This window comes from Streptomyces sp. TLI_053, from assembly GCF_900105395.1.
GTDB lineage: Bacteria > Actinomycetota > Actinomycetes > Streptomycetales > Streptomycetaceae > Kitasatospora.
Window position 1 is genome coordinate 8165840 of record NZ_LT629775.1, and the last position, 25525, is coordinate 8191364.

Here is a 25525-nt window from a genome sequence, read left to right on the forward strand (position 1 = left end):
CTCCGGCCCGGCCGTACCGGAGGGTCGTTCCGGCCGCTCGGACCCCGGCCGGGGCCGCTCAGGCGCGGGCCGAACCGTTCTCGCCCGTCGGCGGGTTGACGGCGAAGAGCTGCTCCTCGACCTGGTCCAGGGCGACCCGCAGGGCGCCCATCGCGACCACCTCGGAACCGAGGGCGGCCAGGGCCACCTCGGGGGCGCGGAGGGTGAAGCTGGCGAGGCGCTCGCGCAGCGGGTCGAGGACGCCGTCCAGGCCTGCGGCCCAGCCGCCGACGACCACCAGCTGCGGGTCGATGGCCAGGACCAGCGCGGCGACGCTCTGCACCAGGCGGGTCAGGAAGCGGTCGGTGGCGACCTGCGCCACCTCGTCGCCCTCGCGGGCGAGCTTCAGCACCCGGGCCACCGCCGCCTCGTCCAGCGGGTTGAGCGGCTTGCCGGTGGTGGAGAGCAGCCGCTCCGGCGTCACCTCCTGGCCGAGCAGGTGCAGGGCGCCGATCTCGCCGGCCGCGCCCCCGAAACCGCGGTGCAGCCGGCCGTTGATGAGCGAGCCGGCGCCCGGGCTGAGGCCGGCCATCACGAACACCACGTCGTCGGCGCCGACCGCCGCGCCCTGCCAGTGCTCGGCGATCGCGGCGAGGTTGGCGTCGTTCTCGATCATCACCGGGCAGCGGAACGAGCGCCGCAGCCGGGCGCCCAGGTCCAGGCCGGTCCAGCCGGGCATCGCGGTGCCCAGCTGCACCGTGCCGTCCCGGTCGACGATGCCCGGGGTGCCGACGCCGACCGCCCACAGGTTGTCCCGGGAGACGCCCGCCTTGCGCAGCACCTCGGCGACCACGGACCGGACGGCGGTGAGCCGCTCCTCCGCGTCCAGGGTCTCCTCGACGGGTCTGAAGTGGCTGCCCACCACGACGCCGGCCAGGTCGGCGAGGATGATCCGGATGTCGTGGACGCCGATCTCGATGCCGAGGATGTGTCCGGCCTCGGCCCGGAACCGGAACCAGCGGGCCGGCCGTCCGCGCCGCCCGGCGCCCGGCTGGCCGTCCGGTTGCGGCGGCTGCTCGACCTCGGCGACCAGCCCGGTCTCCACCAGCCCCTCGATCACGCCCTCGACCGTGGGGCGGGAGAGCCCGGTGTCGCCGACCAGCTTGGTCAGGGTCACCGCATGGCCCTCGCGCAGTGCCCGGAGGGTCACCGCCGCGTTGATCCGCCGCAGTAGTGAGGAGTCGCCACCGGTGAGTCGATCCGCCAAGACGCTGCCCTTCGCCGTTCCGCGCGACTGCCCTGGCGCGCGTGCCGTGGACGCGGGCACGGCCGGCCGGGGCCGCCGGGCTGTGGTGCCGGAGGCCGCCCCCGGAGGGCCCGCGGGTGTCCGCCGCCCGGCGGACCGGCACGGCGGCGCTGCGGCGCCTGCGCCGGGCCGGACGGCCTGTGCCGGATGCTACCGGGGGCCGGGCCCGACCGGCGAGCATCTTCCCAGCTCATCCCGGCTTCGGTATCGAAATGGTACGCACTGGGTGGCGGTGCGTGATCCGGGCTTCACCGGGCCCACGCGAGAGCCGCTCCGGACCCGCGCGGGAGCCGGTCCGGCCTGGCACGGAGGCCGGCGCGGCGCGGTACGGACCCGCGCGGTACGGACCCGCGCCCGGTGCGGACCGGGGGCGCTCAGCGCAGGCCGCCGGTCGCCCCGAGGTTCTGCCCGGAGACCCAGCGCGCGTCCGGGCCGACCAGGAACGCGACCACGTCCGCGACGTCGGCCGGCTGCCCGAGCCGCCGCAGCGGGGTCAGCCCGGCCACCGTCTCCAGCGCGTGCGGGGGATTGACGGAGCGCAGCATCTCGGTCTCGGTCGGTCCGGGGGAGACGGTGTTGGCGGTGATCCCGCGCGGCCCCAGCTCCACCGCCGCAGCCTCGGTCAGCTGCTCCAGCGCACCCTTGCCGGCCAGGTAGGCGGCGAGCCCCGGCATCGGACGGCGGGTGTTGAGGGAGGAGATGTTGACGATCCGGCCGCCGTCGCGCATCCGCCGCGCCGCGTACCGCAGGGTGAGGAACACCGCGCGGGCGTTGACGGCCATGGTGGCGTCGAAGTCCGCCGGGTCGGTCTCGGCGAGCGGGGCCCGGGTGACGGCGCGGGCCGCGTTGTTGACGAGGATGTCCAGCCCGCCGAGCTCCTCCTCGGCGGCCGCCATCAGCAGCTCCGGCCCCTCCGGGGTGCCGAGGTCGGCCCGGACCGCGAACACCCGCCCGGACCCGGCGGAACCGGCGGCCCCGGCCGCGTCGTTCGCGGCCACCGCCCGGACCACCTCGGCCGCCGCCGCGTCGTCGTGCGCGTACCCGAACACCACGTCCGCGCCGTCCGCGGCCAGCCGCTCCACCACGGCCCGCCCGATCCCGCGCGAACCGCCCGTGACGACCGCCGCGCGGCCCGCCAGCACCTTGTCCGACACCGTGACCCCCGCTCCCGGCCGGCCGCACACCGGCTCCGGGGAGAACCTACCCGCCCGGCGCGCCGTCCCGGGGTCGGGATCCGGCCGATCGGGCCGGGGTCAACGCGGCCGTGGGGACGGCCGGTTCACGGTCGGTCGCGGTCGGTCGGCGATGGTGCGGAGCACCTGCTCAGGGCCCGTATGCTGCTCCGCATGCTGAGCGACACACACCCGGCCGGTCCGGGGGCGGCCATGCTGTCGGACGAGGACTTCGTACGCGCGCAGACCGGGATCGCCCCGGTGCCGTTCGTGCCGGAGGTGCGCCTGCACATGGCCGAGGACGCCATCACCCTGTGGGAGACCACCGAGACGGCGCGCGGCGAGCGCGGCCTGCCGCCGCCGTTCTGGGCGTTCGCCTGGGCGGGCGGTGTCGGGGTGGCCCGGTACGTGCTGGACCACCCGGAGCTGGTGGCCGGACGGTCGGTGCTGGACCTCGCGGCCGGATCCGGCCTGGTCGGCATCGCGGCGGCGCTGCGCGGTGCCCGGTCGGTGCGGGCGGCCGAGATCGACGCCTACGCGGTCGCGGCGATCGGCGTCAACGCGGCGGCGAACGGCGTCCGGGTGGACGCGGCGGTCGAGGACCTGTTGGACGGCGACGGCGGGCCGGCCGAGGTCGTGCTGGCCGGGGACGTCTTCTACGAGCGGGCGATGGCGGCCCGGTTCCTGCCCTTCCTGCTCCGGGCCCGGGCGCGCGGCGCGGTGGTGATAGTCGGTGACCCCGGCCGCGCCTACCTGCCGCGCGAACGGTTCACGGCGCTGGCGGCGTACGAGGTGCCGGTGGTGGCGGACCTGGAGGACACGGCGCTGAAGACCACGACGGTCTGGCAGCTGGCGGGCGACTGACCCGTCCCGCCGGTCCCGGCCGGCGGGGCACTCCGGCCGGCCCGTCCGGCCTCCCTGTCCGGCCTTCCTGTCCGGCCTCCCTGTCCGGCCCCCGGAATTCACGGTCGGCCGGCGGCCGGTCCTGGTAGACAGTCGCCCATGATCGACTTCATTCTGCGCACGGCCGGCCCCGAGGAGATCCCGGCCGTGCTCGCGCTGTGGGCCCGCGCCGCCAAGGGCACCAGCATCACCGACGACGCCGACGGGGTGGCGGCGCTGCTCGCCCGCGACCCGGACTGCCTGCTGGTGGCCGTCCGGGCGGACGAGCCGGCCGTGCTGCTCGGCACCGTCATCGCGGGCTGGGACGGCTGGCGCTGCCACCTCTACCGCCTCGCCGTCGACCCGGAGCACCGGCGGCGCGGTATCGGCGCGGCCCTGCTGGCGGCCGCCGAGGAGCGCTTCGCGGCCCTGGGCGGACGACGGGCGGACGCCATGGTGCTGGACGGGAACGCCCTCGGCCACCGCACCTGGCGGGGGGCCGGCTACGGGCCGCAGCCGCAGTGGACGCGCTGGGTCAAGCCGCTGGCGGAGGACTGACCCGCAGACGGACGACCGACCCGCCGGCGGACGACTGACCCGTCCGGATGAGGGCGGATCGGGGCGAGGTGGTGTCGGCCGCCGGGGGAGGGCCCGGACGGGAGGCTGGTCGCTCCGGTCGGGTCGGCAGTCGGGAGGGCGCGTGGGCGTTCGCGGTGGCGGTGGTTCCGGGCAGACCGGGGGCGCGGACCCCGGTGTGCTCGGCACGGCGCTCGGGGTGGTGCTGGCCTTCTCGCTCGCGGAGGGTTCGTGGCAGTGGTTCTCCACCTACCTGGGGCTGACGCTGCTCGTGGTGGTGCTGGCCTTCGGCCGGGTGCCGGTCCGCGCGCCGGGTGCCCCGTCCGCTGCCTTCGGGTGGAACCTGGCGGCGTACTCGCTGGTGGTGGGCCTGTGCGTGGCGCTGGCGCTGGCCCCGGCGTTGCAGCGCTGGGACCGGCTCTTCCCGATGCCCGGCACCCGGGACAGCTGCGCGCAGGCGGGCCGGTACGAGAGCCTGCACGCCCGGGCCGCGCTGGCGGACCTGGCGGCGGCCGACCCCGAGGCGCTGGCGTACGAGCAGGAGCAGCAGGCCCGGACCGCCGTGGACGACTGCCTGTCGGCGACGACGACCCGGTGGCTGCCCGCCTACGCGCTGGGCACGGCGGTGCTGGTGGCCGGCGGCGCGTGGGTGTGGGGGCGGCGCCGGGAGGGCGCCGGGGCGGCCCGGTGACCGGTCCCGGCCCGGTGACCGGTCCCGGTCGGACGGACCGGTGATCAGGCCCGGTCGAGACGGCGGGTGATCCGGCCGAGGAGGTCCCGCAGGGGTTCGCCGACGTCCCGGCCGAACTCGGTGAGCCCGTAGGTGACCTGGGGCGGTGTCGTCGGTTCGACCACCCGCCACACCAGGCCGTCCTGGACCAGCGCCCGCAGGGTCTGCGCGAGCATCTTCTCGCTGATGCCCCGGATGCTGTCGCGCAGTTCGAAGAACCGCAGGTCGTTGCCCTCCAGGGCGATCAGCACCCAGACGCCCCACCGGCTGGTCACGTGGTCGACCGTGTCGCGGGCCGCGCAGTCGGTGTGAAACACCTCATAGCGCTTGCCGACGGCACCCCGGTCCAGCTGCACACCTTCCGTCATGTCCGGAGCTTACCCCGGGGTATGTCCTTACGAACGGTGAGCCGGCAGCTCTAGCGTCGGAAGTCCCAACGGGGCAACGAACGAGGAGCTGACCATGATCGTGGTGACCGGGGCCACCGGAAACATCGGCAGGCCGCTGACGCGGGCGCTGGCGGCGGCGGGCGCGGAGGTGACGGCGGTGTCGCGGCACCCGGCGCCGGAGCCGGACGGTGTCCGCCGCCTGACGGCCGACCTGGCCGACCCGGCCGCGCTGGAGGAGGTGCTGACGGGGGCGAAGGCCCTGTTCCTGCTGCTCTCGGGCGATCTGCACGGTCCGGGCGGAGCCCCGGCCGAGCTGGTCGGCCGGGCGGCGGCGGCCGGGGTCCGGCGGATCGTCCTGCTCTCCACCCAGGGCGTGGTGACCAGGCCGTTCGGTCCGACCCGGATCGCGATGCGCGCGCTGGAGGACCTGGTCCGGGCGTCCGTGCCGGAGTGGGCGATCGTGCGGCCCGGCGGCTTCGCCTCGAACACGCTGTGGTGGGCCGAGTCGATCCGGACGGGGCGGTTCGTCGCGGCCCCGTTCGGTGACGTCGCGACGCCGGTCGTCGACCCGGGGGACATCGCCGAGGTCGCGGCCGCCTGCCTGCTGGAGGACCGGCACGTCGGCGGCGTCCACGAGCTGACCGGCCCGGAGGTGATCAGCCCGCGCGGGCAGATGGCGGCGCTCTCCGCCGCGCTGGGGGTGCCCTTGCGCTTCCAGGAGCTGTCCCGCGCGGAGGCCGCGGCCGCGATGGCCCGGAGCATGCCGGTGGAGCTCGCGGACGACACCCTCGACATCCTCGGCGCCCCGAGCGCGGCCGAACTGCGGATCGGCCCCGGTGTGCGGGAGGTGCTGGGCCGTGATCCGAGGTCCTTCGCCGACTGGGCCGAGCGCCATGTCGAGGCCTTCCGCTGAGCGGGTTCGCGCGGGACGCCGGCCCGTCCGACGTCCCGCGCGGGCCGCGTGCGCGCGCCGCACCTCGGTTCCGGAGAAAGGCACTTGACCGGTCCGGCACGATGGGGACGTGATCACCAGGCAACGCGCGATCGAACTCGTCGAGTCCTACCTGGCCGTGATGGAGTGGCCGGGCGGCGGCCCGACGCCGGAGCCGGCCGTCTACGCGGTGGAGGAGCACAGCGTCGGCTGGCTTGCGTTCTGGGAGAGCGCGGCCTTCGTCCGGACCGGGGACGCGCGGTTCGGCTTCGGTGGCGGCGGCAGCCATGTGCTGGTCGACCGGGAGGACGGCAGTCTGCACTTCGTCCCCAACGCCCGGGATGACGACGAGGGCTGGGAGGACCACTACCTCCTCCAGGTCAAGGGGGTCCGCCGCCCCGATCCGCTGGCCGCCGAGGTCCGCGCTCTCGCCCGGTCCGCCGGGGCCGTCGCCGCGATGGGGCACCTGCGCAAGCGGGCCCCCGGGCTGAGCCTCCGGCAGGCGAGGAGCTACCTGACCGCCGTGCGCGACGGTGCCGAACCGCCGGAGGAGCTCGCGAGCCTCACCCGCAAGGCGCCGAGGTGGCCGCTGTGGCCCGTCGAGACGCTGGCCGGGCCGGTCGAGGCGCCGTCCGGACCCGTCGAGGCGCCGTCCGGAGCGGTCGGAACGCCGTCCGGACCCGCTGACACGTCGTCCGGACCCGTCGAGGCGCCGTCCGGGCCGGTCGAGCGGTAGTCACCGGCATCGAATTGGCTGGCCACGGACAGGCCCGAGCTGCGACGATGCGCGGATGATCACTCTTCCCGACGAGCTCGGCCACCTCTCCTACGTCGTCTCCGGCGACGGACCGCCCGTCGTCCTCGTGCACGCCGGTGTCGCCGACCACCGGATGTGGGACGCCGTCGTGCCCGCGCTCGCCGAGCACCACACCGTCGTCCGCTACGACCTGCGGGGCTTCGGCGAGTCCGCGCCCCCGACCGGGCCGTTCCGCGAGACCGACGACCTGCTGCGCCTGCTGGACCACCTCGGCCTCGACCGGGTCCGGCTGGTCGGCGCGTCCTGGGGCGGCCGGGTGGCCGTGGAGTTCACGCTCACCCACCCGGACCGGGTCCACTCCCTCGCGCTGCTCGCGGCACCGTGGCCCGGCTACGGCTGGTCCGCCGACATGGTCGCGTACGACGAGGCCGAGACCGCCGCGCTGGAGGCCGGCGACCTCGACGCCGCGGTCCGGGTGAACCTCGACATGTGGCTGCGCGGCCCGGCCCGCGGCTGGGACCGGGTGGCCGACGGACTGGCCGACCGGCTGCGCGAGCCGATGCGGACCTCACTGGTCAACCAGTCCGTCGTGGGCGAGCACTCGCAGGGCCCCTCCGCCCGCGAGGTGTCCGCCGTCGCCGTTCCCACGCTGGTGGGCGTCGGCGGGCTGGAGGTGCCGGACTTCCGGGACATCGCCCGCCGGTACGCCGCCGAGATCCCGGGCGCCACCCTGGTCGAGTTCCCGGACGCGGCCCACCTCGTCGCCCTGGACTCACCCGAGGCCCTCACCGCCGTCCTGCTGCCCTTCCTGGCCGGCTGAGGCCCCGCCTCCCGCCGGCCCCCGCCCCGCCTCGCCGCGCTCCTGGGCGGCCATCACCTCGTCGCCGTGCTCGAACGCCCAGGCGCCCACGGCCTCGATCGGCCCGAGGAAGCTGCGGCCCAGTCCGGTGAGCCGGTACTCGACCCGGGGCGGGGCGCCGGGCAGCGCCCGGCGGTCGACCAGGCCGTTGAACTGGAGCCGGCGCAGGGTCTCCGTGAGCACCTTGGAACTGATCCCGCCGATCCGTTGCCGCAGCTCGACCGGGCGCCGGGGGCCGTCGCGCAGCGCCCGGAGGACCACGGCGTTCCAGGTGTTGGAGAGCAGGTCGAAGGCGAGGCGGGCACGGCAGTCGGCGAGGAAGGCTTCGGTCGTCACGTACCGAATGGTGCCCGACGGGTTCTCTAGCGTCAGCGGGGGACGGGGAGTTCCCGACGACACGGAGGACGGCGTGATGAGCACCGGTGCGATGAGGATCGGCGTGCTGGGCACGGGTAACATGGCGGACGCACTCGCGACCCACTGGGCGCGGGCCGGGCACGAGGTGACGGTCGGCGGGCGGGACGCGGCCGCCGCGGCGCGCCTCGCCCGGCGGATCGGGGGCGGCGCCAGGGCCGCCGGGCTGCGGTCGGCGGCGGCGTCCGGTGAGGTGGTGCTGGCCGCGCTGCCCTACGGCGCCGGGGCGGAGGTGGTGCGGGAGCTGCGCGCGGAACTGGACGGCACGGTGCTGGTCGACTGCTCCAACCCCGTCGGCCCCGGTTTCCGGCTGCTGACGGACGGCGGGCCGTCTGCGGCACGGCAGTTGGCCGCGGCGGCCCCGGGGGCCGAGGTGGTCAAGGCGTTCAACCTCTGCCACGAGGACGTGTGGCGGATGCGGCCGCCCGTCTTCGACGGCAGGCCGCTGGCGGTGCCGCTGTGCGGGGACGACGCGGCGGCGGTCGCCCGGGTGTCCCGGCTGGTGCGGGACACGGGCTGCCTGCCGGTGGCGGCGGGTGGACTCGACCGGGCGGGCCTGCTGGAGGCGACGGCGGCGCTGTTCATCGGCCTGTGGGTCGGGGAGGGCGCGGACGCGCAGGCGATCGCGCCGCCACTCGCGTACGCTGCCGGCCACCCGGCGGCGACCTGAGCCGACGCGACGGCTGAGCCGACGCGACGGCGGCCGTCGGGAACCTGCCGACGACCGGGGACCGGGGTACCTGCCGGCTACCGGGGCGGCTGCGGGCGGACGGTGAGGATCTGTTCGGCCTGGCCGACCGGGCCGTCGACGTCGTGCAGCACGCTGCTGGTGAGGCCCTGGCCGGTCGGACCGAAACTGGCGGTGGTGTCCAGGCCGGTCCAGGGTCCGCGCGGCTGCCGGAACAGATGGACGGTCAGATCGACGTTGGGGAACATCCACTCGGCCGGGTCCTGCTGCACGGCGATGCCGTTCGCGGTGTCGACCAGGGCCACGAAGGAGGCGAGCGCGCTGCTCGGCTCGCCGGCGACCAGGTCCGTCCGCGAGGAGATCCAGGCCGCCGTGCGGCCGCGGCGGGTCGGCGGCACCCGGCGGAGGTCGACCGAGGCGACGTAGCCGCCGTTCCACTCCTCGTCCATCGCCCACGGGTCGAGCTCCTCCGGCGCGGGGAGCGGCTCGACCGGGCTGTCGGCGACGGCCGAGGTGTCCAGGGCGGCCAGCAGCCAGGCCCGGGCCCGGACCACGGCCCGTCCGCCGATCACCACGGTCGCCTCGAGGAGTTCGATGGTCCGGCCCGGCCGGACGGACTCCACGGTGATCTCGCACTCGTCGAGCGCGATGCGGCCGAGGATGTCGTAGCCGATCCGCCCGAGCGTCAGCCCCCCGTCGCCGCCGGGGCGCTCCGCCAGCCACCGGTCGATCGCGTGCACCACCAGCCCGGCCAGCGGGCTGAAGTGCTGCTCGTCGGCGCTCCACGCCCCACCCGCGTGCGCGGTGGGCTTGAACGTCCGGGCGCCGGTTCGCTGGTAGTAGCTCTCACGCGCGAGGTCGCTGCTGCTCAAGGGATCCGCTCCTCGGCCGGGACAGGTGCATCGGTCACGAATCGTAGGCTTCCCCGGCGGCCCCGGTCGCCGTGATCTCCCGCACACGCTCGTGGGCTGGCGCTGTCAGTGCCGCGCTGTTGACTGGTTGCCATGACCGTGCGCGACCTCCTGCCCCTGCTGCCCGATCCGGCCGAGCTCCGTGCTCGCTGCCTCGGGATCGCCCTGCTCGACAGCATCCTCGACCGGCACGTGCCCACGCATTCCTTCGTCCGGGACTGGCGCGAGGGCGTGGACCTGGCCTGGATGGACAACGGCTCGGGCGACCTGTACGCGATCGTGTTCGACCCGGCCGGGGTGTTCCTGTACGGCTTCGACCACGAGAGCGACGCGACCCCGTGGCGGGGCGAGGACCGCGAGCACTGGCCCGGCCTGCTGGACGGCCTGCCCGCCTCGCTCGCCCACTACGTGCAGGAGCCGGAGTTCCGGTTCGAGGGGTTCTTCGACGCGACGGTCTGCGCCTGGCGCGAGAGCGGTGCCGCTCGGTGGCGGTGCGGGCCGGTGGAGTTCGCACCCGGGGAGACGGACGGCGCCGAGGGGCTGTTCGGCCTGCTGGCCGACGGGAGTCCGGAGGCGTACGTCGCCTTCGCGGAGGACTGTTTCGGGCGTGAGGTGGACCGCGCGGCGGTGGCGGCGGTCCTGGCGGGTGCGCCGCTGACCCGTCGGACGGTCGAGGCGCTGTCGCCCGGCGCGGACTTCGGGGCCGTCGTCGCACGGGCCCGCGCGATGGGCTTCGGGGAGCCGGCCGGGTCGGGGTCCTGAGGGGTCGGACCGGGAGCGGAAAAGGAGTCGAGGTGAGGAGGGGTGCGTCGTAGGGTGGCGCGCATGGCCCACTCCAAGACCTCCTTCGTCTGCCTGCCGTGCCGGGCCTCGTACAAGCAGCCGTACGACACGGCCGCCGGCGAGCGGCGCTGTCCGCGCTGCGCGGGTGCGCTGATCCACGCGGGGTCGGCCTTCGCGGCGCCGGCGCGACGGGACACGGCGGCCTGGCGCACACTGACGTTGCTGCTGAACGCGGGCATTCGCTTCCACAAGAGCTGCTGCGGCGGCCCGGGCTACCGGCCTCGCACCCGGCACGAGGTGCGCGAGCGCACGCTCTACGCCCGCCGCTCCGGCGAGCCGCTCGCGCGGGCGCTGCTGCACCGGGACGTCCCGTGGGAGCGGGCGGCCGGCTGAGCGGCGCGGGAAGTCGGGTGGGCCGACCTCCCGCGCGAGGGTGCGGGGTTCAGCCCGCCAGGACCGCCGGGCGGCCGGCCACCGGAGTGAAGCCCCTCGTGAGGAGACGGACGGCGAGGGTGACCTCCCAGGCGAAGACCGGCAGCGCGGCCAGCGAACCGATCGTCGACACCTGCGGGTAGAGGCCGAACAGCACGGCCACCGCCGAGGCGAGGATCAGTGGGCCGCCGACCAGGCCGAGCAGCGCGACGGGGCGGGGCACCAGCCGCGAGCGGTGCATCAGGACCGCCAGGGCGAGCGAGTTGGCGCCCAGGACGATGTTGGGGCCGAGCAGGAACGTCCAGTCGTGGACGGCGACCAGGGCGCGGGCGGCGGTGGCCGCCCCGGAACCCGCGTCCTGCCGCAGGGTCACGACGGCGAGCATGCTGACGAGGCCGACCGTGATCACCGCGGCCTCCAGCAGCCGCCCGCAGACGTAGCCGAGCGCCAGCGCCTCCTGCCGGCGCCGCAGCACGGGGTAGAGCGACACCCCGGTGCCGATCACCGCCAGGACCAGCACCACCTCGCACAGCGCCCCCGCCGCCACCCGGCCGTCCGCACCGGACCCGGCCGCGTACGCGGCGCCGTCCAGCGCGGGCCGGTACAGCAGCATCCCGGCGACGGCCGCCACTTCGGTCACGAGGAACAGGACGCCCGTGACCACCGCCGTGTACCTGTCCCCGGTCGCCTTCACCAGAACCATCCCCTCTCGGTCAGCCTCGGGTGTACGGCGTACACCTGGCGCTCACGTTAGGCGTACGCCGTACACTCGTCAAGCCGACGAGGGAGGAACCGGAGATGGGCGAGAACGAGGGCACGCGCCGCACCCCGCTGAACCGCGACCGCGTACTGGCCGCCGCCGTGGCGTTCGCCGACCGCGAGGCGGGCGGCACCGACGCCCTGAGCATGCGCAAACTCGCCCAGGACCTGGGCGTGGTGCCGATGGCGCTCTACAAGCACGTCGCCAACAAGGAGGAACTCCTCGCCGGCATGGTCGACACCGTCGTCGGCGGGATCGAGCCGCCCGCCGCCGACGCCGACTGGAAGGCCGCCGTGCGCGAGCGCATCCTCTCCGCCCGCCGGGCGCTGCGCCGCCACCCGTGGGCGCCGCGCGTGATCGAGGCGCTGCCGGCGCCGCCCCCTGCCGTGCTCGGCCACCTGGACGCGGTGATCGGCCTGTTCCGGGCGGGCGGTCTCTCCGTCGACCTCGCCCACCACGCGATGCACGCCCTCGGCGGACGTCTCCTGGGCTTCACCCAGGAACTCTTCGACGCCTCCCCGGGCCCGGAAGCGGGTCCGCCCGACCCCCGACCGGCCCTCCGCTACCCGCACATCGCCGAGGTCGCCGCCACCGCCGCCCATGCGGAGGGCGACGGCGCGGCGGTCGGCGGCGGCTGCGACGACCAGTTCGAGTTCGAGTTCGCCCTGGACGTCCTGCTCGACGGCATCGAGCGTCTGCACCTGGCCGGTTGGACCTCCACGGGGGCCCGCCGTGCCGTACAGTGATGCCACGGCCGTGGCGACGGCCGCGGCTGTGCGTTGTGGCCCGTGCCCACGACGCCTGTGACGGCCGGAAGTTGAGTCATCGCGATCACCCTCGGTCCACCGTGCCCACGAGCATGTGCCGGGGCACGGGCGGCGCATGCCAGAGGGAAGCACGATGCCGCGACACACCTTCGGCGACGCCATGCCGTCGCATCTGCGGGCGGCCGCCGTGGATTGTGTCCTGCTGGTCGTCGAACCGCTGCAGGATGTCCTGGAAGCGACCGCGGCTCCGGGCGGCACCTGGGCGGCCGGGTGCATGTTCCGCGCGAACGACGCGCAGGACACGATCTCCGAGCTGGTCGGCGTGATCGCGGCCCACCTGGAGTTCGAGAGCAAGGACCGGGAATCCGTTCGGCGGCTGCTGCGCGCGGTCGGAAGAGGCGTGCGGACCTCCCCGTTCGGTCGACGGTGGCCCGGGGGAGAACTGCCCGACCGAATCCCGGAGTGGGTCCGCGAGCAGGTGTGCGGTTCGCTCGCCTTCGTCGTGCTGCGTCTGCCGGTGCTGCTGCGATGCGCTGCGCGATCCCGGGACGACCGTTGGCCGGCCAGATGCCTCCTGCCGATGCTTGAGGCCGTCCATGAACTGGACCGGCTGGTCGAACTGTTGGAGGCCGTACAGCCCTATCCGATCGCCGTGTCGTTCCGGTCCTGGCTCCGGAGGCGGCCCCAGGAGGACATGCCGTCCGACCTCGACCATGACTACCTGGTCGAACTGGTCGAAGTCCCGCGTGCGCCAGGGGACTCGGTGTGGCACCTCGGCGGCCGGTTCACTCGCGGCGGCTGGACGGGGGCGAAGGAGGTGGACCGGTTCCGGGATCTGGTTCTCGCGATGCTGGCCCTGCTCGACGAGAACCTGCACGGGCGCCGTTGGGCGGGCGGCAACGGGAGGCCGTTGCCGCCCGCCCGGGACGCGGCCGTGGCCTGCCTGGCCGGGCTGGCCATGGCGGCGGGAACGGCCGACGCCGACGCCCCGTACTGGCTGACCGCGGAGGAGTCGGGCCGCGCCCGGGATGCGGCCGTCGCACTGACGGCGAGGGCGACGCGGGGCCGTTCCTTCGATCGGACCGGGAGCCACCGATGAGCGCCCGACTGCCCTGGCTGCTGGTCGCCGTCCTCCTCTCCACCGTCGCCGCCCTGCTGGTGTTCGTGCTCCGCACCCGGCTCGGGGCGCGGGCCACCGAGGCCGCGCTGTGGGCCGGGTCGGCGTTCGGGGGGAGCATGCTGGTGGTGCTCGGGGCGCTGGTGTTCCTGTTCGGAGGGTGAGCAGGTGGGTGGAAGCTGTTGCGGGTGATCGCGATTGCGTCTTGAATGGTCCAGACCACTACGGGGAGGACCCATACTCATGACCATTCCTCAGCGCACCGTCGTCCTGGGCACATTGGGCTTCGGCACGATCGTCGACGAGGAGACCTCGTTCCGGATCCTGGACCGCTTCGTCGAGGGCGGCGGTACCGTCCTCGACACCGCGAACAACTACGCGTTCTGGCTCGACGGTGCCACCGGTGACGAGAGCGAGGCCGTCATCGGCCGCTGGCTGGCCAGCCGCAAGGCCCGCGACCAGGTCGTCATCAGCACCAAGGTCGGCGCCCGGCCCACCGTGCCGGGGGCCGGACTGGAGGCGGCCGAGGGGCTGTCCGAGAAGGCGATCCGGGCGGGCATCGAAGGCAGCCTGCGGCGCCTCGGCACCGACCGTGTCGAGGTGTACTGGACCCACATCGAGGACCGTTCGGTGCCGCTCGCCGAGACCGTGGAGACCCTCGCCGAGCTGGTGACCTCCGGCAAGGCGGGGGCGGTCGGCGCCAGCAACCACGCCGTGTGGCGGGTGGAGCGGGCCCGCGCGCTCGCCGGCGACGGTCCGCGCTACTCGCACCTGCAGTACCGCTACTCCTACCTCCAGCCGCGCTTCGACGTGCCGCTGCTGTCCTCCGCCCACGTGCACGTCACGTCCGAACTCCTGGACTACGTGCGCTCCGAGGGGGACCTGCGGCTCTGGGTCTACAGCCCGATCCTCTCCGGCGGGCTCACCCGCGACGACGTCGAGATCGGCGCCGCCTACGACCACCCGGGCACGCCCAAGCGCCTCGCCGCCCTGCGCGCGGTGGCGGAGGAGACCGGCACCACCGTCAACCAGGTGGCGCTCAGCTGGCTGCTCGACCACGAGGCGGGGATCCTGCCGCTGGTCGGCGTGAGCCGGACCGCCCAGCTGGACGAGGCGCTGGGAGCCCTCGACCTGACGCTGACGGCGGAGCAGCGCAAGCGGCTGGACGAGGCCGCGCTGTAGGAAGTGCTCCCGGGGCCCGGCCGGGCCCCGGGAGCTTCGGCCCGCTCAGGCCGTCGGGTAGCCGGTCCCGGCGATGTCCTCGGAGAGGTCGTCCAGGTCGACGTCCGGGGCGATGGCCGCCACGACCGCCGCCGTGAGCGGGCGCAGGGCGAGCACGTGGGCGACCGCCGCCGGGTCGGGGGCGTGCTCGGGCTCGTAGTACTCCTCGGCCCACTCCAGGTAGGCGCCCGTCAGGTCGGCGGCGGCCGGCAGGGCGAACAGCTCCACCCCGCCCGTCGGCGCGGCCGAGGGCGCCTGCCACACGTCGTCGTCCCCGGTGCCGTGCCAGAAGCAGACGGTGGCGAGCGGGACGCCGTCCTCCTCGCCGAAGGCCGGCTCCGCGGCCTGCGAGCGGAACGGGGCGGGCACCTCGGGGAGCAGCCGCGGCGCGGCGTTGGGCGCCGTGTGGTCGAAGCCGCGGGCGTACACGCCGGCCTCGGAGAAGACCATGAACCAGTCGTCGCCCTCGCCGTCGCGCATCGACGCCAGCTCCTGGCCGTCGCCCCACCGGGAGTCGAAGGAGTAGTAGCGGTCGCCCCACACGGGGCCGAGGATCGCTTCGAGCATCGCGAGCCCCCGGCACCGGTCGCGCAGGGCGGCCGGGTCGGGCAGTCGGGCGAGGAGTGCCCGCAGTTCGAGAGTCGGGTCAGGGGTGTCGCGGATGTCGTGCACACCAGGATTCAAGCAGGTGCCACCGACAGCGGTCCTGGTTGCGGTGCGGCAGCGAGAGCCGCAGCTCCTGGCCCCGGTGGTCGGACAGCCCCCGGTCGTCGACGAAGGCGTAGTGGTCCACCGCCGCGCCGTCGTTGGTGAACGCCCAGTCGAGGCGCCACCAGTCGGCGCCCAGGATGCCGCCCCAGCTGCCGGGGTAGAGGTCGCCGCTCGCGGCCCGGGCGTCGTGCAGGTGCGCGCGCAGCGGGTCGAGGTCGCCCATCGCCGGGCTGGTGTTGAAGTCCCCGGCGACCAGCAGCGGCCGGGAGTTGGCGGCGGTGTCGCGCTCCAGGGCCGCGAACTGCTCGCGCCGGGCCGCGTCGGCCTCGCGCACCACCCGGTAGAAGGCGCGGCCGAACAGCGACTCCCGGGTGTCCACCTGGACCGGGATGTGCACGTTGTAGAAGGAGACGGCCCGGCCCCGGACGTCGAGGTCGGTGCGCAGCACCTTGCGCCGGGTGAAGACCTCCGGCCAGGGCGCGTCCGCCGCCACCCCCGGGCCGACCGTCGGTGCGGCGAGCACCGGGAACCGGGAGAGGGTGACCAGCTCCCCGGCCACCACCACCTGGTAGCCGGGGAACTCCCGGCGGATCCGGTCGAGTTCGTCGATCGGGGTGTGGGTTCCGCGCACCCACGCCAGGTACTCCTGGAGCAGGTAGACGTCGGCGTCCTGGGCGTGCAGGAAGCGGTAGAAGGCGTCCGGGTCGTCGGTGGTGTCCCAGTACTCGGTGTTCCAGGAGAACACCCTGATCCCCGGACCGGCCGCGGCGGCGGCCGAACCCGGCTTCAGCGCGGCCCAGTTGAGGCCGGTCCGGGGCAGTGCGGCGACCAGCAGCAGGACCACCGCCGGCACCAGCCACCGCCGCAGGCCGGAGCCCGCGGCCGGCAGTGTCCACGCCAGCGCGAGCAGCGTCACCGGCACGGCGAGGAACAGCAGCGGCGGCGCCAGCCCGGGTACCAGCCAGAACCACCAGCGTCCGTTCGCCACCAGGTCCAGTGCCAGGAACGCCGCCCACAGCGCGGTGGCGGCCACCAGCAGGCGCACCCCCGCGGAATGCCGGTGCCGGGCACGGGGGGAAACGGAATCCGGATCCATGCGGCGGAGCGTAGCAGGGCGGGCCGCGCACCCGAATTCCGGTGCCCAGTACCCGGACACCCCCGATACGGGGACGATATCCGCCCGATACGCGGTCCGCCTGAACTTGGCCCATGACCTTTTCCGTGACGGTCGTCGTCCCGGCCCACAACGCGGCCAGAACCCTCTCGGCCTGCCTGGACTCGGTGTACGCCCAGACCCACCGGCCGCACCAGGTGATCGTGGTCGACGACGGATCCACCGATGCCACCGCCCGGATCGCCGAGGCCTACGCGGTCGACGGCGGCCCCGCCGGGGGCTCCGGCGGTGGCCCGGCCGGCGGCCCGCCGTGCGAGCTGATCCGGCAGTGGCCGAATCGCGGGGTTTCCGCCGCGCGGAATGCCGGAATTTCGGCGGCGACCGGTGAGGTGATCTTCTTCCTGGATTCCGACGAGGCCCTGACGCCCGATTCGGTGGCGAATGCGCTGGAAATCCTGGAAAAGGATCCGGAATGCGGCTGCGTGCACGGGGTGATCGCCCCGGAACCACTCTTCGACGACGGACCGGTGGAGCGCTACCGGGTGCTGCACGCGCACTGGTGGCGGGTGCGCGGCGCGGGTGTGGTGGAGACGGCGTTCTTCGCCCAGGCGGCGGTGCGGCGCGAGGTGTTCGAGCGGATCGGCGGCTTCGACGAGAGCCTGCGCGACTCCGAGGACCTCGAACTCAGCGACCGGCTGGCCCCGCACTACCGGATCGTGCTCACGGACCGGATCGTCGCCCACCACGACGAGGTCGAACGGCTCGGCCCGCTGCTCGCCGAGACCTACCGGCGCGCGCTGGTGCTGGTGCCCGCGCTGGCCTCGGCGCGGCGCGGCGGGCGGCGCAACCTGACCGCCAACAGCCCGGCCTCGGTCGTGTCGGCCGCGTTCACCCTGGCCGTGCTGCCGCTGGCCGGCCGGTGGCCGGTGCTGCCGGTCGCCGGCCTGGCCGCCTTCTGCGCCGCCAACGCGGGGCTGCTGCGGTTCGCCGCCCGGCGGCACGGGGCGGCGTTCGCGCCGTACGCGGCGGGCGTGCACTTCCTGGTCGTCGGCTCGCTGCTGACCGGCGCAGGCGTCGGCGCCCTGCGGATGCTGCGGCCGGGGCGGCGCGCGGTACCGGGGGCGGCACCGGGCGCTGCCGCGGTCGCGCCGACGCGGCGGACGGCACCGCCGGTGACGGGAGAGCCGGCGCCGGTGACGGGGGAGCGGAACTGATGGCGGAACGCCTGCGCGCCCTCCTCACCCCCGCCGTCGTGCTGGCCGCCCTGGTCGGTGTCGGCCTGCTGCTGCGGCACGAGGGCCCGGTCGCCGCCCGCGCCCTCGCCCGCGCCGACGCGGTGCCGCCGCTGCTCGCCGCGCTGGCCGCCAACGTCGGCGGCCTGGTGCTCGCGGTGCACGCCTGGCGGGTGCTGGTGCCCGCGCCGCCGGGCAGTCCCCCCGGCACGGCGGGACCGGTCCGGGGTCTGCTCGCGGCCCGGATCTACTTCCTCGGCCAGCTGTCCAAGTACCTGCCCGGCCGGGTGTGGGGCGTGGTCACCCATGTCACCCACGGCCGCGCGGTCGGTGTGCCGGCCGCCACGATGACCTCCGCCTATCTGCTCAGCCTCGCGCTGACCGTCCTCACCGGAGCCTGCGTCAGCCTGTTCGCCGCGCCCGCCGTCCTGCCGGGGCAGTGGTTCTGGCTGGTCCTGCCCGTCCTCGGCCTGCTCGCCTGCGTGGCCAGGCCCGCCCTGGCGACCGCGCCGGTGGTGGCGCTGGCCCGGCTGGCCCGCCGCACGGTGGAGCCGCCGCCGGACGCCGCGGTCCGCCGGGCGATCGCGCTGGCGGTCGCCTCCTGGCTGGTGTCCGGGCTGCACCTGTGGTTCCTGGCGATCGCCCTCGGCGCGCCCGCCGGGTCCTCCGCCGGGCCGGCGATCGGGGCGTTCGCGCTCGCCACGGTGGTGAGCAGTCTCGCCGTGGTGGTCCCCGACGGCTGGGGCGTGCGCGAGCTGACCATCGCCGCCGCGCTCGCGGCCGCGCTGCCCGACGGCACCGCGGCGACGGCGGCCGTCGCCAGCCGGGTGGTCTGCGTGGTCGCCGAACTCGGCAGCTCCGCCGTCGTCCTGGCGCTCGCCCGGGCCCGGCTCGGCGCCCCGGGCGCCCGTACCGACGCCGACAGCCCCGTTCCCACGACCGTTCCCACCGCCGCTCCTGTCGCCGCTCCCACCGCCGCTCCCTCCATCGCCCCCACTCCGATCGGAGACTCCCGTGTACACCCTTGACGACGCCGAACGCTTCGAGGTCGGCGAGGTGCACGACCTCTACCGCCGGTACGTGAACAAGAGCCAGGTCTCGCTGATGACCTCCTTCGGCTTCGGCCGCGAGCTGGTCGCGCACGCCGAGGGCGCCCACCTCACCCTCACCGACGGCCGACGGATCCTGGACGTCACCGGCGGTGTGGGCGTGCTCAACCACGGCCACAACCACCCCCGGATCCTCGCCGTCCGGGAGCGCTTCGCCCGCGAGCGCCGGATGGAGGTCCACAAGACCTACTTCTCGCCCTACCTCGCCGCCCTCGGCCACAACCTCGCCGAGGTGCTGCCCGGCGACCTGTCGATGTCCTTCCTCCCCAACTCCGGCGCCGAGGCGGTCGAGGGCGCCGTCAAGCTCGCGTTCAAGTACCACAACGGCAAGCGCCGGACGGTGCTGCGCGCCGACCGGGCCTTCCACGGCAAGCTCCTCGGCTCCGGCGGCCTCACCGGGCAGACGCAGTTCGCGTTCCCCACCATCCCCGGCATCGACACCTTCACCTACAACGACCTCGCCTCCGTGCGGCGCGCCGTGGCAGCCCACCCCGGCGATGTCTACGCGATCCTGATCGAGCCGTTCAGCGCCTCCACCATCGAGGCCTGCTCGGAGGAGTTCCTGCGCGGACTGCGCGAGCTGTGCGACCGCGAGAAGATCGTGCTGATCTTCGACGAGATCTACACCGGCTGGGGCAAGACCGGCACCCTGTTCCACTTCATGCGCTACCCGGGCCTGCTGCCGGACGTGCTCACCACCTCGAAGTCCTTCGGCGGCGGCAAGTCCTCCATCTCGGCGTTCGTCGCCCGCGAACCCGTCTTCCGCAAGGCCTACGACAACCTGGGCGACGCCCTGCTGCAGTCCACCTCGACCACCTACTACGGCTTCGGCGAAGAGTGCGCCACCGCCCTGGAGGCCGTCAACATCGCGATCGAGGACGACTACCCGGCCCGGGCCCGGGCGATCGGCGCCGTCCTCGAACCGGGACTGCGGCGGCTCGCGAAGGAGCACCCGGACACCGTCGCCCGGGTGGACGGCGCGGGCGCGCTGTGGGGGGTGTTCATCGACGGCGGGCCGCGGATCCTCGACCTGGTCGCCAAGCTCGCGCCCGGCGGGATGGCGCGCGACCCCCGGTTCCGGACCAAGCTGGTCACCTGCGCCGTCATCAGCGCCCTCTACCAGGACCACGGCATCTTCGCCTACTACACCCTCAACGGCCTCAATCCGCTGATCATCGGGCCCTCCCTGATCACCGAACCGGCCGACGTCGAGCGGACCGTGGACGCCCTCGGCACCGTCCTCGACGAGGGGCTCGGCCGCCTGGTCACCCGCTTCGTCAAGCAGAAGGTGACCTCCCAGTGGTGACCCCTACCGGCCCCGACGCCCGCACCGACACGGCCACCGCTGCCGACACGACCACCGCCACCGCTGCCGACACCGCCACCGCTGCCGACACCGCTACGGGCCCCCGCAGCCGCCCCCGCCTCACCGTGGCCGTCACCGGCGCCGCCGGCATGCTCGGCTCGCGCCTCGCCGAACGCCTCGCCGCCGACGGCCACCACGTGCGCGGCATCGACCTGCGCCCCGGTCCCGGCGTCGAGGTGGTCGGCGACATCCGCGACCGCGCCGCCCTCGACCGCGGCCTGCGCGGCGCCGACATCCTGGTGCACGCCGCCGCAGCCCTCCCCAGCTACCCCGACGAGCAGATCCGCTCCATCATCGTCGACGGCACCCGCACCGTCTTCGCCGCGGCCCGCGCCGCCGGCACCCCCCGCGTGGTGCACATCTCCTCCACCGCCGTCTACGGCCTGCCCCGCCGCGTCCCCACCCCCGAGACCCACCCCCGCGAACCCGTCGACACCTACAGCCGGGCCAAGGCCGCCGCCGAGGAGATCGCCGAACGCCACCGCGCCGACGGCCTGTGCGTCCCGATCCTACGGCCCAAGACCTTCGTCGGCCCCGGCCGGATGGGCCTGTTCGCGATGCTCTTCGAATGGGCCGAGGAGGGCCGCAACTTCCCCGTGCTCGGCCGTGGCGACGTCCGCACCCAGATGTTCGGCATCGACGACCTGGTGGACGCGGTGGTCACCGTCCTGCACGCCCCCGACCACCTCGCCAACGACACCTACAACCTCGCCGCCGCCGAGTTCGGCACCCTGCGCGAGGACTTCCAGGCCGTCCTGGACGCCGCCGGCCACGGCAAGCGGGTCGTCGGACTGCCCGCCCGGCCCGCCCTCGCCGTGCTCGACACCCTGCAACGGGCCGGCCTCTCGCCCGTCTACGGACGCCTGCTGCACAAGCTCACCGCCGACTCCTACGTCTCCATCGACAAGGCCCGCGACCGGCTCGGCTTCGACCCCAAGCTCTCCAACCGGGACGCCGTCCTGCGCACCTACGACTGGTGGCGCACCGCCCGGCACGAGACCCCGGCCGCCCCGCGCACCGGCGGCCCCGACGCGGGCCGCACCAGCCGCGACCCGTGGAGCCAGGGACTGCTGTCCGCCGTGAAGATCTTCTTCTGAGGAGCGCTCCGCCATGACCTCCCTGAGCGAACAGAGCTCGCAGCACGAGACGGCCCGCCCCGAAGGACCACCCGGCCCCGAAGGACCGCCCGGGCCCGCCCGCCGCACCGCCGGACCCTCCCGGCTGCCCGCACCGCTCGCCCTGCTCCGGCCGGGCCAGTGGCCCAAGAACATCCTGGTCGTCCCGCTGCCCCTGCTCGGCGCCGACCTCGCCCGGGACACGAGCGCCCGGATCGCCGTCGCCGTCGCCGCCTTCGTCCTCGCCTCCTCGCTCGTCTACGTCGTCAACGACCTCGCCGACATCGAACGAGACCGCCGCCACCCCGTGAAACGCCACCGGCCACTCGCCTCCGGACGGGTCGCCCCGCGGACCGCGGTGGGTCTCGCGCTGCTCCTCGCCGCCCTGCTGGTGCCCGTCCTGGCCGTCGCCGGACCGGGCGTCGCCGCACCCGTCCTGCTCTACCTCGGCGTCAACGCCGCCTACAGCTGGCGGCTCAAGCACCTCCCGCTGCTGGACGTCTTCGTGGTCGCCACCGGCTTCGTGCTCCGCCTGCTCGGCGGCTACGGGGCCAGCGGACGCCCGCTCTCCGCCTGGCTGGTCCTCACCGTGCTCACCCTCTGCCTGGTCCTCATCGTCGGCAAACGGCGTCACGAACTCGGCGTCGCCGGCAGCGGCCACCGGCCCGCCCTGGTCGGCTACTCGGCGCACTTCCTCGACCTGGTGCTGGTGCTCTGCTCCGGACTCACCGTCGTCGGCTACCTGCTCTACCTGCGCACCGAGTCCGGCTACGAGACCGGCGCCCTGCTCACCGCGCCGCTGGCCCTGTTCGCCCTGTTCCGCTACCTGCAGATCGTCGTCGTGCACGCCGAGGGCGGCAACCCCGTGCACACCCTGCTGCGCGACCGGGCCATGCTGGCCACCGCCGTGCTCTGGGCCGCCCTCCTGCTCACGTTCCAACTCACCTGAAACACGAGCCCGTTGACCTCCAGCCGTTCCGAACGAGGAGCCATGCCCACCACACCGCTCGTCTCGGTGGTCGTGCCGATGTACAACGACAGCCGCACCGTCGACCTCTGCCTCGGCTCCGTCCTCGCCCAGAGCCACCCCGTGCACGAGGTGATCGTCGTCGACGACGCCAGCACCGACGACTCCGCCGCGCTCGCCGCCGCCCACCCCGTCACCCTGGTCCGCGCCGAACACAACGGCGGACCCGGCGCCACCCGCAACCTCGGCGTCGAACACGCCACCGGCGACATCGTCCTCTTCCTCGACGCCGACCTCGCGATGCACCCCGACGCCGTCGCCGAAGCCGTCGCCGTCTTCGCCGAACACCCCGAGTACGGCGCCGTGTTCGGCGTCCCCGACAAGGAACCGCTGTTCCCCGAGGGCCCGGTCGGCCAGTACCGCATCCTCCAGTACCACTACTGGCGCAAGAGCGCCGAAGGACTCGTCAGCGGCGGCTTCTACGCCCTCGGGGCCGTCCGCCGCACCGCCTTCCTGGAAGCCGGACCGTTCAACCCGGCACTGCGCCAGACCGAGGAGATCGACCACGCCGAACGGCTCGCCGCCCGCCACCCCATGCTGCTCACCTCGCGCGTCCGGGGCCGGCTCTCCGACGAGAACCGGATCCGCCCGCTGCTGCGCAAGGCCTTCGTGCGCAGCCGCCTGCGGGTGCCGTTCTACCTCGACCGCGGGCGCGCGATGCAGGGCATGGAGACCCCCGGCCGGGCCCTCGCCTCGGTGCTCGCCGCGCTCACCCTGCTGAGCCTGCCCGTGATCGTCCTGGAGCCGGCGGCCGCGCTCGCCACCGCCCTGCTGCTCGCCGCCTTCGTCCTCACCGACCTCGGGCAGTACCGTTTCGTCCGCCAGGAACGCGGCTACCGCTTCCTCGCCTTCTTCACCCTCTGCCACCTCCTGCTGAACGCCGTCGTCACCGCCGGACTCGCCGCCGGCGTCGCCCAGTTCGCGGTCAGCCGGCGCTTCCGCCGGATGTACCGGCAGGACGGCCCGGTCGGGGAACCGGTGCCGGGCCCGGTGTCGCGGCCGGACCCGGAGCCGGAACCCACCCGGGCCCGGCGGATCGCCCGCCGGCTGCGCACCTGGTACGGCCGCGCCCTGGTCGGCCTCACCGGCGCCTGGCTGCTCTACGCCTTCTTCCGCTGGTCGGTCAGCGGCCGCTGGCACTGGGCGATCCTGTTCGACGCCGTCCCGCCGGTGCTCCTCGTCGCCGTGCCGCTGTTCCTGCTGCTCGCCGCCGCGGGCGCCTGCGGTCCCCGCCGGGGCTGGGCCCTCGGACTCGCCCTGCCGCCGCTGCTGCTCGGCCTCACCACCGGCTCCGGCCTCAACTGGCCCGCCCTGTGGCACGGCGAGCGGCCGGTGCCGCCCGGGGCACTGCACGTGGTCTCCTTCAACACCCAGTACTGGGCCGCGTCCACCGGCGTCGACCGGCTCTACGACCTGATCCACCGCCAGAACGCCGACGTGTACCTGTTCCAGGAGCACGTGGTCTGGCAGCCCGGCCTCGGCGAGGACGGCTACCGGCGGCTCGACGACGACGCCCGGCTCGCCGCCGAGTTCCCCGGCTACCACATCGCCCGCACCGGCGAACTGCTCACCGTCTCCCGCTATCCGATCCTCGAGCAGCGCTCCGTCGGCACCGGAGCCGCCCTCGGACCCGACGCCTCGTTCAGCCGGATCTTCGCCCGCGACAAGGTGATGCGCACCGACCTCCAGGTCGGCGCCACCGTGCTCAGCGTCTACAACGTGCACGTCACCGTGCCGCTGGCCCCCGACCTCGACCCGTTCTCGGGCTTCGACTTCGACTCCTACTTCAAGCGCAAGTTCGCCTGGCGCCAGGAGGAGATCCGGGGACTGGAGACGGAGCTCAAGGGGAACCCCAACCGGACGCTGGTCGCCGGCGACTTCAACGCCAGCCCCGCGATGCGCGACCTGGACGGGATCCGATCGCTCGCGGACGACGCGATTCGCGCCAACAATGACTTCCTGCCGCTGAGTTGGAAGTTCTCCGCGCCCGCCGGGTTCGACTGGGACAGCGCGATCAACCGCCCCTACCCGCTCTGGCGGCTGGACTGGAGCTTCACCCGGGGCCCGGTGAAGGTGCACCGCTACGACTTCCGCTCCGCCGAGGGCATCTCCGAACACCGGCTCCAGGACCTCTGGCTCTCGCTCTGAACTCCCCCCGAAAGGAAACGACATGGTGCTCAAGGACCTGCGGACCGCCGTCCGCACCGCCTCCGGCGTCGAACTGCTGGAGCGCCTGCCCGCGCTGCGCCGGCCGGTGGACTGGCTCGGTGAGCGGCCGGTGCTGCACGGCCTCACCCTGTGGGCGTTCGGGCTGCGCAAGCCGCTGTTCTGGGACCATGTGGTCACCCCCGAGCCCCGGGCCGAACTCACCGAGGTCCGGGACCTGCTGGAGAAGAACCGCGAGCGCTACGCGGAACGGCTGGCCGGCTTCGTGGAGTTGGGCGACGCGCTGAGCGGGATCCCGCTGCGGGGCACCGCGGCCGGCTCCACCCCGTACTGGAACAACGGCTGGCTGCCGCCGCTGGACGCGCTGTCGCTGTACGGGTTCCTGGCCGAGCTGCGGCCCGCCCGCTACCTGGAGATCGGCTCCGGCAACTCCACCAAGTTCGCCCGCCGGGCCGTCGAGGACCTCGGGCTGAGCACCCGGATCACCTCGATCGACCCGGCCCCGCGCGCCACCGTCGACCGGCTCTGCGACGAGGTGGTCCGCACCCCGCTCCAGCACGCCGACCTCGCGGTGTTCCGCGAGCTGGAGCCGGGCGACATCGTCTTCTTCGACGGGTCGCACCGGCTCCACATGGGCTCGGACGTCGCGGTGTTCTTCTTCGAGGTGCTGCCGGTGCTCAGGCCCGGGGTGATCGTCCACGTGCACGACATCATGCTCCCGGCGGACTACCCGACCTCCTGGCGCTGGCGCCACTACTCCGAGCAGTACCTGCTGGCCGCGCTGCTGACGGCCGCTCCGGGGCGGTTCGACGTCGAGCTGCCGGACGCCTTCGTGCACGCCGACCCGGAGCTGCGGCGGATCGCCGAGCCGCTCTGGCGCAGGCTCGGGGTCACCGAGCACTACGAGCCCGGGTCGTTCTGGTGGCGCCACACCGGCTGAGCCGGCCCGGGCGGGTGGCTCCGGCGGGCCGCTCGGGCGGACGGCCAGGGGCCCGGCGGGCCGGGCGCGAA

The 25525-nt window shown here is 74.5% G+C and carries 28 protein-coding genes; 20 read left to right on the forward strand and 8 right to left on the reverse strand.

Annotated elements, in window-relative coordinates; all coding sequences use genetic code 11:
- Positions 1-58 precede the first annotated feature (58 nt).
- Both BLU95_RS33990 and BLU95_RS33995 read right to left on the reverse strand, forming a co-directional pair.
- Positions 59-1246: an ROK family protein gene (locus BLU95_RS33990; RefSeq protein WP_093863360.1), complete on the reverse strand. Its 1188-nt coding sequence runs from the start codon at positions 1244-1246 to the stop codon at positions 59-61.
- A gap of 413 nt (positions 1247-1659) precedes the next feature.
- Positions 1660-2439, reverse strand: coding sequence for an SDR family oxidoreductase (locus tag BLU95_RS33995; RefSeq protein WP_231978020.1), 780 nt, complete (start codon positions 2437-2439; stop codon positions 1660-1662).
- A 192-nt stretch (positions 2440-2631) separates the two neighbouring features.
- Between BLU95_RS33995 and BLU95_RS34000 the strand changes: the two genes are divergently transcribed.
- The 3 genes from BLU95_RS34000 (at position 2632) to BLU95_RS34010 (ending at position 4606) form a co-directional block, all read left to right on the forward strand.
- Positions 2632-3321 (forward strand): class I SAM-dependent methyltransferase, encoded by a 690-nt coding sequence (locus tag BLU95_RS34000; protein ID WP_107452694.1) that lies wholly within the window; start codon positions 2632-2634, stop codon positions 3319-3321.
- Between the two features lie 138 nt (positions 3322-3459).
- A complete protein-coding gene (locus BLU95_RS34005; RefSeq protein WP_093863361.1) occupies positions 3460-3897 on the forward strand; it encodes a GNAT family N-acetyltransferase in 438 nt (145 codons plus the stop codon).
- 142 nt (positions 3898-4039) lie between these two features.
- Positions 4040-4606, forward strand: a complete 567-nt coding sequence (locus BLU95_RS34010) for a hypothetical protein (RefSeq protein ID WP_093863362.1) — start codon at positions 4040-4042, stop codon at positions 4604-4606.
- A gap of 44 nt (positions 4607-4650) precedes the next feature.
- Here the strand turns inward: BLU95_RS34010 and BLU95_RS34015 are convergent, their stop codons facing one another.
- The gene (locus tag BLU95_RS34015) at positions 4651-5013 is read right to left on the reverse strand and encodes a winged helix-turn-helix transcriptional regulator (protein ID WP_093863363.1); all 363 of its coding nucleotides are present in this window, start codon (positions 5011-5013) and stop codon (positions 4651-4653) included.
- 94 nt (positions 5014-5107) lie between these two features.
- Between BLU95_RS34015 and BLU95_RS34020 the strand changes: the two genes are divergently transcribed.
- The 3 genes from BLU95_RS34020 (at position 5108) to BLU95_RS34030 (ending at position 7542) form a co-directional block, all read left to right on the forward strand.
- Entirely contained in the window at positions 5108-5947 is an 840-nt protein-coding gene (locus BLU95_RS34020; protein ID WP_093863364.1) for an SDR family oxidoreductase, read from the forward strand.
- A gap of 109 nt (positions 5948-6056) precedes the next feature.
- Positions 6057-6701, forward strand: a complete 645-nt coding sequence (locus tag BLU95_RS34025; protein ID WP_093863365.1) for a YrhB domain-containing protein — start codon at positions 6057-6059, stop codon at positions 6699-6701.
- 55 nt (positions 6702-6756) lie between these two features.
- Positions 6757-7542, forward strand: coding sequence for an alpha/beta fold hydrolase (locus BLU95_RS34030; RefSeq protein ID WP_093863366.1), 786 nt, complete (start codon positions 6757-6759; stop codon positions 7540-7542).
- Here the strand turns inward: BLU95_RS34030 and BLU95_RS34035 are convergent.
- Entirely contained in the window at positions 7495-7917 is a 423-nt protein-coding gene (locus tag BLU95_RS34035) for a winged helix-turn-helix transcriptional regulator (protein ID WP_093863367.1), read from the reverse strand. The two genes, BLU95_RS34030 and BLU95_RS34035, sit on opposite strands and share 48 nt — an antisense overlap.
- A gap of 91 nt (positions 7918-8008) precedes the next feature.
- Between BLU95_RS34035 and BLU95_RS34040 the strand changes: the two genes are divergently transcribed.
- On the forward strand, positions 8009-8665 hold the full coding sequence (locus BLU95_RS34040) for an NADPH-dependent F420 reductase (RefSeq protein WP_093865325.1): 657 nt from the start codon (positions 8009-8011) through the stop codon (positions 8663-8665).
- 77 nt (positions 8666-8742) lie between these two features.
- Here the strand turns inward: BLU95_RS34040 and BLU95_RS34045 are convergent, their stop codons facing one another.
- Positions 8743-9555, reverse strand: coding sequence for a thioesterase family protein (locus BLU95_RS34045; RefSeq protein ID WP_093863368.1), 813 nt, complete (start codon positions 9553-9555; stop codon positions 8743-8745).
- Positions 9556-9687: 132 nt separating this feature from the next.
- Here BLU95_RS34045 and BLU95_RS34050 point away from each other — a divergent pair, with 132 nt between their 5' ends.
- Together BLU95_RS34050 and BLU95_RS34055 are read left to right on the forward strand one after the other, a co-directional pair.
- Positions 9688-10356 carry a hypothetical protein gene (locus BLU95_RS34050; protein WP_093863369.1) on the forward strand — a complete coding sequence of 223 codons (669 nt, stop codon included), beginning with the start codon at positions 9688-9690 and terminating at the stop codon, positions 10354-10356.
- A gap of 63 nt (positions 10357-10419) precedes the next feature.
- Positions 10420-10770, forward strand: a complete 351-nt coding sequence (locus tag BLU95_RS34055) for a deoxyxylulose-5-phosphate synthase (protein WP_093863370.1) — start codon at positions 10420-10422, stop codon at positions 10768-10770.
- Between the two features lie 49 nt (positions 10771-10819).
- Here BLU95_RS34055 and BLU95_RS34060 read toward each other — a convergent pair whose 3' ends face one another.
- Entirely contained in the window at positions 10820-11512 is a 693-nt protein-coding gene (locus BLU95_RS34060; RefSeq protein ID WP_093863371.1) for a DUF4386 domain-containing protein, read from the reverse strand.
- 95 nt (positions 11513-11607) lie between these two features.
- Here BLU95_RS34060 and BLU95_RS34065 point away from each other — a divergent pair, with 95 nt between their 5' ends.
- From BLU95_RS34065 to BLU95_RS34080, 4 genes are all read left to right on the forward strand, one after another.
- Positions 11608-12315 carry a TetR/AcrR family transcriptional regulator gene (locus BLU95_RS34065; RefSeq protein ID WP_093863372.1) on the forward strand — a complete coding sequence of 236 codons (708 nt, stop codon included), beginning with the start codon at positions 11608-11610 and terminating at the stop codon, positions 12313-12315.
- Between the two features lie 115 nt (positions 12316-12430).
- Positions 12431-13435, forward strand: coding sequence for a hypothetical protein (locus tag BLU95_RS34070; protein WP_159425102.1), 1005 nt, complete (start codon positions 12431-12433; stop codon positions 13433-13435).
- Complete coding sequence (locus BLU95_RS34075) at positions 13432-13617, forward strand: hypothetical protein (RefSeq protein WP_093863374.1); 186 nt, start codon at positions 13432-13434, stop codon at positions 13615-13617. The genes BLU95_RS34070 and BLU95_RS34075 overlap by 4 nt, the downstream gene beginning before the upstream one ends.
- A 79-nt stretch (positions 13618-13696) precedes the next feature.
- Entirely contained in the window at positions 13697-14635 is a 939-nt protein-coding gene (locus BLU95_RS34080) for an aldo/keto reductase (RefSeq protein ID WP_093863375.1), read from the forward strand.
- Positions 14636-14680: 45 nt separating this feature from the next.
- Here BLU95_RS34080 and BLU95_RS34085 read toward each other — a convergent pair whose 3' ends face one another.
- Positions 14681-15346, reverse strand: a complete 666-nt coding sequence (locus BLU95_RS34085) for a hypothetical protein (protein ID WP_231978021.1) — start codon at positions 15344-15346, stop codon at positions 14681-14683.
- On the reverse strand, positions 15321-16481 hold the full coding sequence (locus BLU95_RS34090; protein ID WP_107452629.1) for an endonuclease/exonuclease/phosphatase family protein: 1161 nt from the start codon (positions 16479-16481) through the stop codon (positions 15321-15323). Before BLU95_RS34090 ends, BLU95_RS34085 begins: the two co-directional genes overlap by 26 nt.
- A 113-nt stretch (positions 16482-16594) precedes the next feature.
- On the opposite strand from BLU95_RS34090, the gene BLU95_RS34095 reads away from it, so the two are divergent.
- The 7 genes from BLU95_RS34095 (at position 16595) to BLU95_RS34125 (ending at position 25454) form a co-directional block, all read left to right on the forward strand.
- Complete coding sequence (locus BLU95_RS34095; RefSeq protein WP_093863377.1) at positions 16595-17713, forward strand: glycosyltransferase family 2 protein; 1119 nt, start codon at positions 16595-16597, stop codon at positions 17711-17713.
- Positions 17713-18759, forward strand: coding sequence for a lysylphosphatidylglycerol synthase domain-containing protein (locus BLU95_RS34100; protein ID WP_093863378.1), 1047 nt, complete (start codon positions 17713-17715; stop codon positions 18757-18759). Before BLU95_RS34095 ends, BLU95_RS34100 begins: the two co-directional genes overlap by 1 nt.
- On the forward strand, positions 18746-20146 hold the full coding sequence (locus BLU95_RS34105; RefSeq protein WP_197698653.1) for an aspartate aminotransferase family protein: 1401 nt from the start codon (positions 18746-18748) through the stop codon (positions 20144-20146). Before BLU95_RS34100 ends, BLU95_RS34105 begins: the two co-directional genes overlap by 14 nt.
- Positions 20147-20271: 125 nt before the next feature.
- Positions 20272-21303: an NAD-dependent epimerase/dehydratase family protein gene (locus tag BLU95_RS34110; RefSeq protein ID WP_286158664.1), complete on the forward strand. Its 1032-nt coding sequence runs from the start codon at positions 20272-20274 to the stop codon at positions 21301-21303.
- Between the two features lie 13 nt (positions 21304-21316).
- The gene (locus BLU95_RS34115) at positions 21317-22270 is read left to right on the forward strand and encodes a UbiA prenyltransferase family protein (protein ID WP_093863379.1); all 954 of its coding nucleotides are present in this window, start codon (positions 21317-21319) and stop codon (positions 22268-22270) included.
- A 42-nt stretch (positions 22271-22312) separates the two neighbouring features.
- Positions 22313-24496 (forward strand): glycosyltransferase, encoded by a 2184-nt coding sequence (locus BLU95_RS42615; protein ID WP_093863380.1) that lies wholly within the window; start codon positions 22313-22315, stop codon positions 24494-24496.
- 22 nt (positions 24497-24518) lie between these two features.
- Positions 24519-25454 carry a class I SAM-dependent methyltransferase gene (locus tag BLU95_RS34125; protein WP_093863381.1) on the forward strand — a complete coding sequence of 312 codons (936 nt, stop codon included), beginning with the start codon at positions 24519-24521 and terminating at the stop codon, positions 25452-25454.
- Positions 25455-25525: the final 71 nt, after the last annotated feature.